Source organism: Bradyrhizobium sp. WSM4873, from assembly GCF_055811355.1.
The window spans coordinates 311,123-323,729 of the sequence record NZ_JBVVPS010000002.1 but is presented as its reverse complement, the minus strand read 5'-3'; the positions used below and the strand labels follow the sequence as shown (position 1 = coordinate 323,729).

The following is a 12,607-nucleotide window of genomic DNA, read 5'->3' as shown; positions in this document are numbered from 1 at the left end:
GGGGCTACCGGGTCCGAGCCTCGGCGCGGTGGATCTCGGCTGCCGACGGGGCGGGACCAGGCGAGGGCGTGGGGCGATCCCCCGCCTCAGGGCTTGGCGGGCGGCACGACCTGCTGCTCGACCAGGCCGAGATGCCCCGGCAGCGAACCGGCGCGCAGCAGCATGGCGACGCTGTTTGCTTCCTCCAGAGTGAAATTGCCGGAGATCTGGCCCGAGCCGCCGGTGATGGGCTCGCGGATTATGGGGGCGGAGATCACCTTGCCGTCGAGCACGATGGCGAAGGGCTTTGCGATATTCTCCTCGGTGAGGTGGGCAAAGCGCCGCGTGCCGCGGCCGTTGAAGCGGAACGAGGCGATCGGCTCTTTCGTGGCGCTCGCAAACCCCGGGCCCGCATAGCTGATGTCGTCGCCGTCGAGCACGCTGTCCTTGGCGACCAGATAAAGGCTCTTGTCCTTGAAGCCGGGCAGGACTTCCGTGCCTGCCGGGGGCGTGCCGGATTGCGCCTGCTCAGGCGGCATGGAGAGGTCGATCAGGCGGAAGCCGACCTTGACCCTTCGGGCGAAGACCGCGGTGACGCGCTCGGGCTCCATCACACCGGGCAGGAAGATTCGGATGCGGTCGGTGCCATCGGGCTGGACGCTGGCGAGCTGGACGCCGGCCTCCTTCAGACGCTGCTCGATCATGGCGATGGCATCTTCGACGAGTTCGTGCAACCGCGCGGCGGATGCCGCATTGGTCGGCGCGAGCCTGACCAGTCCGTCGCTGCCGTCGGTCACGGCGAGTGCATGCGACGGCAATCCTTTTGCGGCCGACGCGAGCTTGCGTGCGAGTTGCTCGCGGCCCTTGACGTCGGCAATCTTCAACTCGACGCCGCCGTCGCGGATCGCAAGACCGGAGAAGGCGATCTTGCCATCGCGCAGGTTCTTGTAGACGTCGTCGCGCAAATCCGTGACGACGCTCTCACGCAGGCCATCGGTGTCTACCCTGTAGACGATGCGTGACCCGCCGAGCTTCTCCATCTTGTCGCTGATGAAGGCCGAGATCTTGGCGCGCATCTTGTCGAGCTGGCCGTCCTCGGCGAGTGCCGCGCGGGGCAGGGCGATCACCGATGTCATGATTTCCGCTGTCACGGCGAAGGCGATGAACAGCCGGGTGGCGCAATCCCGCGGGGGCGTAGTCATGATCACCTCGAGTGTTGCGGCAGGGCGCTGGCAAGGGCGCTGCAATGTGAGTCCGATGCCAGTTCTTGGTCCCCGGATCGGGCGCGCAGGTTCAAAGGCCTGTGCCAGAGTCCATTGTCGCCGACGTTAGGTCATGGACGAACGCCAAATCATCCATCATTCTGCCCGTGCTCGGCCGGCCAATCGGTCGAGGCCTCGCCAACCCCAAAAGTCAAAAAGACAGGGCGCGGGGAAATGCATCTGAGGGAGGACGGAGTTCCATGGCGGGCATCCATGCGCTCGATCGGCTCATCGGCAGCGACTATCCGGACTTGGCGACGGACGCCGAGGTTCGAGCCTTCGAGCAGGTCCCTTACGCCGATCGCGTCGCGGCCGAGAGCACCTACGACGCCATCAGGCTGGGTGCGGTCCGCAACCCCGACGGCCCGGCGATCCAGTTCCTGCAAAATGCCGATCCGGCCGACACGCCGGTCGTGGTCACGTACCGCGACTTCATCGCGCGCGTCACGCAGGCCGCCAACATGTTTCACGCGCTTGACGTCGAGAAGGGCGACGTCGTCAGCTTCATGCTGCCGCTGGTGCCGGACGCCTTTGTAACGCTGTTCGGCGCGGAGGCCGCCGGCATCGCCAATCCCGTCAATCCGCTGCTGGAGCCGCACCAGATCGCGGAGATCCTCGAGGCCGCGAATACGAAAATCCTGGTGGCGCTCGGGCCGATGCCGGGCACCGACATCTGGCAGAAAGTCGAGCAGATCAGGCCGCAACTCAAGCACCTCAAGGCGATCGTGCAGGTGTTCGGCGGTGGCGATCCGGCGAACGGCATCTATGCCTTCAGCGACCTGATCAAGCAGCAGCCTTCGGACCGCCTGATCAGTGGGCGAAAGATTTTGGGCCGCGACATCGCCGCCTATTTCCACACCGGCGGCACCACCGGCACGCCAAAGCTGGTGCGGCACACGCATGCCAACCAAGTCTATCAGGCCTGGGCACTCAATCTGCTGCTGAAGTCGAAGCCGGGCGCCAACATGCTGTTTGGCATGCCGCTGTTTCACGTCGGGGGCTCGTTGACGCAGGTGCTGACGACGCTGTCGGCAGGCGGTTCGCTGGTCGTGCTGTCGCCGAGCGGATGGCGCAATCCGAATGCGGTGAAGAACATCTGGCAACTGGTCGAGCGCTTCAAGCCGGAGGCGCTGTCGAGCGTGCCGACTGTACTCGCCGCGACGCTCGCGGTGCCGCCTGGCAGTGCCGACATCTCCAGCCTGAAATATGCAGCCGGTGGCGGCTCCGCGATCCCGGTCGCGGTCGGGTCTGCGATCCAGGACAAGCTCAAGCTGCCGGTCGTCGAGGTCTACGGCATGACCGAGACCTCGAGCGTGCACACGCTGGCCTACCGGTCGCGGCCGATCCGGCTCGGTTCGGTCGGCCTTCCCATGCCTTACGCGCGGGTCCGCATCGTTCAGCTCGATGCCGAGGGCAAGCTGATCCGCGACTGCGCGCCGGACGAGATCGGCGTCGTCATCATGGCGGGCCCAGGCGTGTTCGGCGGCTATCTGAACGACGAGCACAACAAGGGTGCCTTCGTCGACGAAGTCTGGGTCAATTCCGGCGATCTTGGCCGGCTCGATGCCGACGGTTATCTCTGGATCACCGGCCGCGCCAAGGATCTCGTGATCCGCGGCGGCCACAACATCGATCCGGCGCCGATCGAGGAGATCATGTTCCGGCATCCCGCGGTCGGCTTCGCCGCGGTGGTCGGCCAGCCCGACGCCTATGCCGGCGAGCTGCCGGTGGGGTATGTGCAACTGAAGCCGGGCGCGACCGTCGAACCCGGCGAGCTGGAGACATGGGTGCGCGAGCGTACGCCGGAGCGCGCGGCTGTCCCGGTGCAGGTCATCCCGATAGATCCGATGCCGGTGACGGGCGTCGGCAAAGTGTTCAAGCCGCAGCTGCGCTGGGACGCAGCCGAGCGCGTCTTCACGAAGGTGCTGACACCGCTTGCCGAGCGCGGCATCGACTGCAACGTCAGGGTCGGCGCTCACGGCAGCCACGGTTCGATCGCCACCGTGACGCTGGCCGGGCTGCCGGCGGCCCAGCGCGAGGCGGTTGCAAGCGAGGTGCACGCACTGCTTGCACCGTTCGTGATGCGCCACGAAGTGGTGCAAATGTAACGGACTCAACAGATGGCTTTGGCGTCAGCTCGAAAGCAGGGCGACGCTTCGTCGCATTATCCATACCCCTGAGAGAGCCTCTTATGTGACAAATATCACATAGGAAGAATTGGTAATTGAGCGATGGTCCGAATAGTCTCGTGGAATTGCATCCGGGGGGACGCAAGTGATTCCGTTTCGGATATTTGCTTTGTTGATTTTGGCCATTGGCCTCGCCTGCGGACCGGCCCATGCGGACCGGCGGGTTGCGCTTGTCATCGGCAATTCCGCCTACAAGAGCGCGCCCAAGCTCGGCAACCCCGTCAACGATGCCACTCTGGTCGGCGGCATGTTCAAGAAGGCGGGATTTGATTCCGTCGACGTCAGGCTGGATCTCAGTGCGAGCGAGATGCGGCGCATGTTGCGTGAGTTCGCCGGCAGGACCCGCGATGCCGATATGGCGGTGATCTATTACGCCGGCCACGGCATCGAGCTGGAAGGCACCAACTATCTCATTCCGATTGACGCGACGCTGGAGACCGATGGCGACGTGCTCGACGAAACCATCCCGGTCGAGCGTGCGCTGTTTGCGGTGGAGCCGGCCAAGCAGCTGCGCCTGATCATCCTGGACGCGTGCCGTGACAATCCGTTTTCCAAGACTATGAAGCGGACGCTGGCCTCGCGCGCGATCGGACGCGGCCTCGCCAAGGTCGAGCCGACCAGCCCCAACACCATGATTGCGTTCGCGGCAAAGGCCGGTTCGACAGCGTCCGACGGCGACTCCAGGAACAGCCCGTTTGCCGTCGCTTTGGTCGAGCACCTGCCCAAGCCAGGCCTTGATTTGCGCAAGGCGTTCGGCTTCGTGCGCGATGACGTGCTCAAGAGCACCGGCTACAAGCAGGAGCCCTATGTCTATGGCTCGCTGGGAGGCGACGATGTGCCGCTGGTCGCGACCAAGCCGGCAGCGACCGGGCCGCAGGCCAACCCGCAGGATTCTATTCGCAGGGATTACGAGCTCGCGCTGCAGCTTGCCACGCGCGACGGTTGGGAAGCCTTCCTGGCGCAATATCCCGAGGGGTTCTATGCGAATCTCGCCAAGGGCCAATTGAACAAGATTGGCGCCGAGGAGACGCGCGCGTTGGCCGAGCAAAAAGCGAATGCGGCCGAGCAGCAGAAGGCAAGGCTTATTGCCGAACGCGCCCAGAAGGCCGAGCAGGACAAGGCGGCCGCGGCGGCGAAGGCGGCCGAAGAGGCCCGGATCGCGGCGGAGAAACAGAAGCAGATCGAGCAGGCGAGGACGGAGGCAGCGGAGCACCAGCGCAAGCTGGCCGAAGCTGCCGCGGCAAAAGCACAGGCGGAAAAGCAGGCGGCGGAGCAGGCCAAGGCCGAGCTTGTTGCCAGGCAGGCCGCCGAGAAGGCGGAGCGGGCCGCCAAGCCTGTGGCCGATCGGCAGATGCCTGAGGCCGAGCAGAAAGTTGCAGCCCTTGCGCCAGCGCCGGCATCCACATTGTCGGCGGCTGATCTGACAAAATCCGTGCAGAGTGAATTGCGCCGCGTCGGCTGTCTGTCCGCCACCGCCGACGGCGACTGGAGCGCCGCATCGCAGCGTTCTCTGGCCCTGTTCAACAAATATGCCGGCACCCAATTCGACGCCAAGCTGGCAAGCGTCGACGCGCTCGATGCACTGAAAGCGAAGCCCGGACGGGTCTGCCCGCTCATTTGCAATTTCGGCTCCAAGGCCGACGGGGATCAATGCGTAAAAATTACATGCCGCGCCGGCTATCGCGTCGGTGACGACAACGAATGCGAGAAGATTCAGGAGAAGAAGCCAGCGCCTACCGCCCGCGACGAGCCGAGAAGGCGCGACCAAGACCGGAAGGACGCAGAATCTGCGGCACCGAAATCGCAAGCGTCCGGGCAGATGATCTGCAACAACGCAGGATGCAGGCCGATTGCTAAGGGATGTCGGCTCGCGTTGGTTCCCCATCCTAGCAACGCCAGCGTCAAGATCACCGGTGAGGTGTGTAACTGATGGCGATGCCTGCCTTCCGAGATTGCGCCCTCGGGCTCAAAGTTCTTGTTCTTCTTGTTCTGGCGAGCTGCAGCCCGGCCCTCGCCGACAAGCGCGTTGCGCTCGTGATCGGCAATTCTGCCTACAAGAACGCGCCGCGGCTCGCGAACCCGGTGAACGACGCCGGGCTGGTCGGCGGCATGTTCAGGAATGCGGGTTTCGATTCGGTCGAGATCAGGCTGGACCTCAATGCCAGCGAAATGCGGCGATCGCTACGCGAGTTCGCGGCCAGGACGCGCGATGCCGACATGGCGGTGATCTACTATGCGGGCCACGGCATCGAGCTGGACGGCAACAACTACCTCGTTCCAACCGATGCCATGCTGGAAACCGACGGCGACGTCCTCGACGAGACCGTCGCGCTGGATCGCGCGCTGTATGCGGTCGAACCGGCCAAACAACTCCGTCTCGTCATCCTCGATGCCTGTCGTGACAATCCTTTTGCCAAGACGATGAAGCGCACCCTGGCCTCGCGCGCGATTGGTGGCGGACTTGCCAAGGTTGAGCCAACCAGTCCGAACACGATGATCGCGTTTGCGGCCAAGGCGGGATCGACAGCGTCCGATGGCGACTCCCGCAATAGCCCGTTCGCGGTCGCGTTGACCGATCATCTGCCGAAGCCTGGGCTCGATTTGCGCAAGGCGTTCGGGTTTGTCCGTGACGACGTCTTGAAGAAAACCGGCAACAAGCAGGAGCCGTATGTCTATGGCTCTCTGGGTGGCAGCGATGTGCCGCTGGTGCCGGCAAGGCCGGCCGCCGCAGCCGGTCCGCAGGCAAATCCGCAGGACAGTGTGCGCAAAGACTACGAGCTTGCCCTTCAGGCCGGCCTGCGCGAGGCCTGGGAAGCATTCCTCCAGACCTATCCGGACGGCTTTTACGCCAACCTCGCCCGCGTGCAGTTGAAGAAGATTGCCGCCGAGGAGGATCGCACGGCGGCGACGGAGAAGGCGCGTCTAGCCGAACAGGAGAAGACGAGGCTCGCGACCGAACGAGCCCAGAAGGCCGAGCAGGAGAAAGCGGCCGCTGCTGCGAAAGCCGCGGAAGAGGCGCGGATCGCGGCCGAGAAAGCCAAGCAGGTCGAGCAAGCCAAGGCGGAGGCGGCCGAACGAGATCGCAAGGCGGCCGAAGCTGCCGCGGCCAAGTCGCTCGCGGAGAAGCGGGCGATGGAGAAGGCGGCAGCTGAGGCGGCAGCGAAGCAGGCAGCGGACAAGCAGGCGGCTGACGCCGAGAGCAGGAAGGTCGCTGCGCTGGCGCCGCCGCCCAGTGCTCCGCCGCCCGGCGATCTCGCGAAATCCTTGCAGAGCGAACTGCGCCGCGTCGGCTGCCTTTCGTCTACCGCCGACGGCGACTGGAACGCCGCGTCGCAGCGCTCGCTAACGCTGTTCAACAAATATGCAGGCACCCAGTTCGACGCGAAGCTTGCGAGTGTCGACGCGCTCGATGCGCTGAAGGCAAAGCCGGGCCGGGTCTGTCCGCTGGTGTGCAATTTCGGCTTCAAAGCCGATGGCGATCAATGCGCGAAGATCACCTGCCGGGCCGGCTATCATGTCGGCGACGACAACGAATGCGAGAAACTGCCAGAGAAGAAGCCGGTCGCGACGCGCGAGGATTCGAAGCGGCGGGACACGGATAGGAGAGAAGCGGAATCTGCTGCCCCAAAATCGCAAGCCTCAGGACAGATAATCTGCACGAGTGCTGGATGCAGGCCGGTGGCGAAAGGGTGTCGCATTGTGCGAGATCCGAGGCCGGGTAGCGCGGGCATGTCACAAGCGGAAGTGTGCAATTAGTCGTGCATCGCTGAGCACAGCATCCTCGTCTCGAGCTCTTGCGGATTGCTCGAGTGCTTGGACCATCCGGCGCATTCAATGCGCGCCGGGAAGGTGAGCATGCACTGATGCCCTCGGCGCTCATCAGGGGCGCGAACTTCTCAGCTTGCATGCCTTGCCGCGAGCGAGCATCATCCCTAGAAAATGGGGGAAACCGATGCCACAATTCTCTCGCCGCGGCCACCTTCAGCAATTGTCGGCCGTGTTCGGATCCGCAGCGCTTTTCGGGTGGTCGAGGTCCGCATCGGCTTCGGAGGTAGACATTCCTCCCGAGGGCATCGGCAAGGGCATCAAGCACGTCTCCTATAGCGATATCGGCGGACGGCCCGACAGTGTGCAGGTGATGTTCAACCGGCAGCACGTCTATGTCGGACACATGTTCAGCGACGGCGTGACGATCCTAGACGCATCCGATCCGCGTGCGCTGAAGCCGGTCAATTTCTTCACCGCAGGGCAATACACCCGCACCCACCATTTACAGGTGGCGGAAGATTTTCTGCTGCTTGCGAACGGCGCCAACATCGTCGCGATGCAGTCCTACGACAACATGCGCGGCTATTTCGAGAACACGCTGGTCGACAGCATCACCAGGGCCAAGAAATTCCGCTGCGGCCTCTCGATCCACGACATATCGAAACCGAATGAGATGCGCGAGATCGCGTTCCTCGAAATGCCTGGCTTCGGCATCAACCGGCTGTGGTGGCCAGGCGGCCGCTATGCCTATGTGTCGGCGCATCTCGACGGCTTCACCGACCACATCCTTTGCGTGGTCGATCTCAAGACCATCACCAAGCCGGAGATCGTCGCGAAATGGTGGCTGCCGGGCATGAACCGCGCGGCCGGCGAGCCGGCGACGCCGAAGGGCAAGCGCTTTGCGCTCCATCACATGATCACGGCGGGCGATCGCGGTTATGCCGCGTGGCGCGATGGCGGCTTCACCATTCATGACATCAGCGATCCCACCAATCCAAAGCTGCTGTCCCAAATCAACTGGTCGCCGCCCTTCGCTGGCGGCACGCATACGCCGCTGCCGCTGCCCAAGCGACAGCTTGCGATCGTCGCGGACGAAGCCAATGCGGATCAATGCGCCAAGGGCCTGTTCCATACATTCGTCCTCGACGTGCGCGCGCCTGGAAATCCGGTGCCGATCGCAACCCTGCCGACCCCGCGCGACCGCGATTTCTGCACGAACGGCACCTTCGGGCCACATAATCTGCACGAGAACCGCCCGGGCTCGTTCCAGAGCGAGGAGACGATCTTCGCGACCTACAACAATGCCGGCGTCAGGGTGTTCGACGTCAGGGACGCCTTCGCACCGAAGGAGATCGCGTATTGGGTGCCGCCGACACCGAAAAAGCTCATCGATCCCCGCCCGAACGTCGCGCTCGCGGCCAAGACCTGTGACGCCTATGTCCGGCCGGACGGACTGATGTTCGTCTCCGACTGGAACGCCGGCATGCACGTGCTGCAATATCAGGGATGAGCGGTGTCGCCGTGCCCACCATTCGCAGCGAAGAAGGCTGTGGTGGGCACGCTTTCGCTTTGCCCACCGTACGAGACCTGCGCTAACCCGCCGGCATCCGCGTTTCGACGAGTCGCGCCCAATAAGACGCGCCGTGGCCTAGGATGTTGTCGTTGAAGACGTAGGCCGGGTGGTGGCACTCGTTGCCGTCGCCCATGCCGACCAGGATCATCGCGCCGGGGCGGGCTTCCAGCATGAAGGAGAAGTCCTCGGCGCCCATCATGGGAATGAACTTGTCGTTGACGCGCTCGGCACCGACGATGTCGCGGGCGACGTCGGCGGCAAGGCCGGCCTCGCGCGCATGGTTCATCGTCACCGGGTACATGCGCGTGTACTTCGTCTCCGCCGAGCCGCCATAGGCGCGGGCGACGCTGTCGGCGACTTCGCCGATGCGGCGCTCGACGAGATCGCGCACTTCAGGGTCGAGCGTGCGCACGGTGCCGCCGAGCTCGGCGATCTCCGGGATGATGTTGAAGGCCGTGCCGGAATGGAATTGCGTGATCGAGATGACGGCGGACTTCAGCGGATCGACGTTGCGCGCGACGATCGATTGCAGCGCGTTGACGATCTGGGCGCCGATCAGCACGCTGTCGATGGACTTGTGCGGACCCGCGCCGGCGTGGCCGCCCTTGCCGTGGACCGTGATCTGGATGTTGTCGGAGGAGGCGAGCATCGCGCCGGGCGTGGTCGCGAAATGTCCTTCGGGCAGGCCCGGCATATTGTGCATGCCATAGACCTCCTGGATGTTCCAGCGCGTCATCAGCCCGTCCTCGACCATCGCCTTGCCGCCGCCGCCGCCTTCTTCCGCGGGCTGGAAGATCACGACGGCCGTGCCGTCGAAATTGCGCGTCTCGGCGAGATATTTGGCGGCGCCGAGCAGCATGGCCGTGTGGCCGTCATGACCGCAGGCGTGCATCTTGCCGGGGACCTTGGAGGCGTAGGCGACGCCCGACGTCTCCATGATCGGCAGCGCGTCCATGTCGGCGCGCAGGCCAATGGTTTTGCCCGAGGCGGATTTGCGGCCGCGGATCACACCGACGACGCCGGTGCGGCCGATGCCCGTCACCACCTCGTCGCAGCCGAACTCCCGCAAGCGATCGGCGACGATGCCGGCGGTGCGGTGGACGTCGTATTGCAGCTCCGGGTTCTCATGGAAGTCATGGCGCCAGGCGGCCATTTCGTCGGAGAGGGCGGCGACGCGGTTGACGATGGGCATGGGGAGGATCCGCCTTGATTTGTAGCCCGGATGAGCGAAGCGACATCGGGGATCTTTGTGAGGGAAGTCCCGGGTGTCGCTGCGCTCACCCGGGCTACGAATGACGTTCAGCTTTCGCCGAACACGCGCTTGAAGATCGTATCGACGTGCTTGAAATGATAGCCGAGGTCGAATTGCTCCTCGATCTCGGCGTCGGTCAGATACTTCTTCACTTCAGCGTCCTTCTTCAGGAGCTGGAGGAAGTCGCCTTCGCCGCGCCAGACCGGCATGGCGTTGCGCTGCACGAGCTTGTAGGCGTCCTCGCGGCTTGCGCCCTTCTGCGTCAGCGCCAGCAGCACGCGCTGCGAATGCACGAGGCCGCCGAGGCGGTCGAGGTTCTTCTGCATGTTGGCGGGGTACACCAGCAGCTTGTCGATCAGGCCGGCGAGGCGCACCAGCGCGAAGTCGAGCGTCACCGTCGCGTCCGGGCCCATCATGCGCTCGGCGGAGGAGTGCGAGATGTCGCGCTCGTGCCAGAGTACGACGTTCTCCAGCGCCGGCGTCACATAGGCGCGCACCATGCGCGACAGCCCGGTGAGGTTTTCCGAGAGCACCGGATTACGCTTGTGCGGCATCGCGGACGAACCCTTCTGCCCTTCGGAGAAGAACTCCTCGGCTTCCAGCACTTCGGTGCGCTGCATGTGGCGGATTTCGACCGCGAAACGCTCGACCGAGGACGCGATCACGCCGAGCGTCGAGAAATACATCGCGTGGCGATCGCGGGGAATGACCTGCGTCGAGATCGGCTCGGGGACGAGGCCCATGGCCTTGGCAACATGCTGTTCGACACGCGGATCGATCTGGGCAAAAGTGCCGACCGCGCCGGAGATGGCGCAGGTCGCGACTTCCTTCCGCGCCGCGATCAGTCGCTCCCTAGCGCGCGAGAACTCCGCATAGGCATAAGCGAGCTTGAGGCCGAAGGTCACAGGTTCGGCGTGGATGCCGTGGCTGCGGCCGATGGTCGGCGTCATCTTGTGCTCGAGGGCGCGCTTCTTCAGCGCCGCCAGCACCTTGTCGAGGTCGGCGAGCAGCAGGTCGGCGGCGCGGGTGAGCTGGACGTTGAGGCAGGTGTCGAGCACGTCGGAGGACGTCATGCCCTGATGGACGAAGCGCGCTTCGGGGCCAACGATCTCGGCAAGGTGGGTGAGGAAGGCGATGACGTCGTGCTTGGTCTCGCGCTCGATCTCGTCGATGCGGGCGACGTCGAAAGTGGCGTCCTTGGCCTTGGCCCAGACCGTTTTGGCGGCCTCCTTGGGAATCGTGCCGAGCCCGGCAAGGGCGTCCGCCGCATGCGCCTCGATCTCGAACCAGATCTTGAACCGGGTCTGCGGCTCCCAGATCGAGGCCATTTCCGGGCGGGTATAGCGGGGGATCATTGGACTGCTCCAGGAAGGTGGGCGGGCGACCCAGGAGGGGCGACCTGCCAAAATGTTTTTTACGCCGTGATCTAGCAGAGCGGGGAGGGCGAAACAAACGGCGCCGGCAAGGTAGCGGGGGATGATTGGGCTGGCGGGGTCATCGGCCTGGCCGCGGCGATCGGCGGCCGGCCTCAGGGGGGAAGCTCGCAGATATTAACTGTCAATCACGGATCATTGACTGACAGATATTGAAATCTGTCAGCGGGACCTGTATATCCGTTCTCAGACGCTCCGGTTGGGCGTCTGGCGGCATCCCGGGAGCCCGACGTCCCAAACAAATGGGGGATTGAGGGTCGCATTGAACAATCGGGACCGCCAATTGATTGGAGACTTACGACAATGACGACCGAAATCATCAATTTGACCGGGACGATTGGGCACTGGCTCAATTTACTGGTGGCGCGCCAGATCGCGGCGCAGGCTGCAAAACTGCCTCATTAAGGCGAGAGCTTTCCGAAACGACCGGTACGGGCGCTTCGGAAGCAGCTCCGTCGCCGGGTAACTGAGCCCTCAACGGGAACATGGTGCTGGCATGAACGAAGCCGTTATCTTGACGCCGGAGCGGATCCTCGAAGTCACCGAGGACGTGCTGCGGCGTTACGGACTCGCCAAAGCCACCGTGGTCGACGTGGCCCGTGCGCTCGATGTGAGCCACGGCAGCGTCTACCGCCATTTCCCGAGCAAGGCTTCGCTGCGCGAGGCCGTCGCCAAACGGTGGCTGGACCGCATCGACGCGCCCTTACGCCAGCTCGCCGAAGAGCAGGGCCCGGCTCCGGCGCGGCTCGATCGCTGGCTGCGCACCCTGTTCGCCGCCAAGCGTTCGCGCGTGCTCGACGATCCCGAGATGTTCGAGACTTATCTGACCCTGGCGCGCGAGGCCTGTGCAGCCGTCAAGTGTCACAAGGACACCATGATCGACCAGATCGCGGCGATCCTGACCGACGGCGTGAAGCAGGGCGTGTTTGAGGTGGGCGACGTCAAGGCCACCGCGCGCGCGATCTTCGATGCCACCGTCCGCTTCCACCATCCGGCCCACGCCGACGAATGGAAGGATCCCGATCTCTCGGCGCGCGTCGATGCGACGCTCGCGCTGGTATTGCGCGGGCTGAAGGCGGCGTGAGGTTGCGTATCGCAGCTTGGGCCTTGATCCGCTCCTGCTCATGCCTTTGGCAGGATGACGGGCCTGG

General features: G+C 64.3%; 8 protein-coding genes. 5 read left to right on the top strand and 3 right to left on the bottom strand.

The window, feature by feature from the left end:
- Nucleotides 1-86 precede the first annotated feature (86 nt).
- Nucleotides 87-1,181 (bottom strand): SecDF P1 head subdomain-containing protein, encoded by a 1,095-nt coding sequence (locus tag AC0L21_RS05635; RefSeq protein ID WP_473259056.1) that lies wholly within the window; start codon nucleotides 1,179-1,181, stop codon nucleotides 87-89.
- 260 nt (nucleotides 1,182-1,441) lie between these two features.
- Between AC0L21_RS05635 and AC0L21_RS05630 the strand changes: the two genes are divergently transcribed.
- The 4 genes from AC0L21_RS05630 (at nucleotide 1,442) to AC0L21_RS05615 (ending at nucleotide 8,708) form a co-directional block, all read left to right on the top strand.
- A complete protein-coding gene (locus AC0L21_RS05630; RefSeq protein WP_473259053.1) occupies nucleotides 1,442-3,349 on the top strand; it encodes an acyl-CoA synthetase in 1,908 nt (635 codons plus the stop codon).
- Between the two features lie 166 nt (nucleotides 3,350-3,515).
- Entirely contained in the window at nucleotides 3,516-5,360 is a 1,845-nt protein-coding gene (locus tag AC0L21_RS05625) for a caspase family protein (RefSeq protein WP_473259051.1), read from the top strand.
- A 5-nt stretch (nucleotides 5,361-5,365) separates the two neighbouring features.
- Nucleotides 5,366-7,186 (top strand): caspase family protein, encoded by a 1,821-nt coding sequence (locus AC0L21_RS05620; RefSeq protein WP_473259439.1) that lies wholly within the window; start codon nucleotides 5,366-5,368, stop codon nucleotides 7,184-7,186.
- A gap of 196 nt (nucleotides 7,187-7,382) precedes the next feature.
- The gene (locus tag AC0L21_RS05615; RefSeq protein WP_473259049.1) at nucleotides 7,383-8,708 is read left to right on the top strand and encodes an LVIVD repeat-containing protein; all 1,326 of its coding nucleotides are present in this window, start codon (nucleotides 7,383-7,385) and stop codon (nucleotides 8,706-8,708) included.
- Between the two features lie 82 nt (nucleotides 8,709-8,790).
- Here AC0L21_RS05615 and AC0L21_RS05610 read toward each other — a convergent pair whose 3' ends face one another.
- Together AC0L21_RS05610 and purB are read right to left on the bottom strand one after the other, a co-directional pair.
- Nucleotides 8,791-9,963: a M20 aminoacylase family protein gene (locus tag AC0L21_RS05610; RefSeq protein WP_007612084.1), complete on the bottom strand. Its 1,173-nt coding sequence runs from the start codon at nucleotides 9,961-9,963 to the stop codon at nucleotides 8,791-8,793.
- A gap of 107 nt (nucleotides 9,964-10,070) precedes the next feature.
- Nucleotides 10,071-11,378, bottom strand: coding sequence for an adenylosuccinate lyase (gene purB / locus AC0L21_RS05605; RefSeq protein WP_473259037.1), 1,308 nt, complete (start codon nucleotides 11,376-11,378; stop codon nucleotides 10,071-10,073).
- 574 nt (nucleotides 11,379-11,952) lie between these two features.
- Between purB and AC0L21_RS05600 the strand changes: the two genes are divergently transcribed.
- Nucleotides 11,953-12,540, top strand: a complete 588-nt coding sequence (locus AC0L21_RS05600; protein WP_473259035.1) for a TetR/AcrR family transcriptional regulator — start codon at nucleotides 11,953-11,955, stop codon at nucleotides 12,538-12,540.
- Nucleotides 12,541-12,607 lie beyond the last annotated feature (67 nt).

Excerpts from the sequence above, each read along its gene's own strand:
- AC0L21_RS05610 (WP_007612084.1), bottom strand. The coding sequence starts at position 9,963 with ATGCCCATCGTCAACCGCGTCGCCGCCCTCTCCGACGAAATGGCCGCC.
- AC0L21_RS05630 (WP_473259053.1), top strand. The coding sequence starts at position 1,442 with ATGGCGGGCATCCATGCGCTCGATCGGCTCATCGGCAGCGACTATCCG.
- AC0L21_RS05620 (WP_473259439.1), top strand. The coding sequence starts at position 5,366 with ATGCCTGCCTTCCGAGATTGCGCCCTCGGGCTCAAAGTTCTTGTTCTT.
- AC0L21_RS05615 (WP_473259049.1), top strand. The coding sequence starts at position 7,383 with ATGCCACAATTCTCTCGCCGCGGCCACCTTCAGCAATTGTCGGCCGTG.
- AC0L21_RS05635 (WP_473259056.1), bottom strand. The coding sequence starts at position 1,181 with ATGACTACGCCCCCGCGGGATTGCGCCACCCGGCTGTTCATCGCCTTC.
- purB (WP_473259037.1), bottom strand. The coding sequence starts at position 11,378 with ATGATCCCCCGCTATACCCGCCCGGAAATGGCCTCGATCTGGGAGCCG.
- AC0L21_RS05600 (WP_473259035.1), top strand. The coding sequence starts at position 11,953 with ATGAACGAAGCCGTTATCTTGACGCCGGAGCGGATCCTCGAAGTCACC.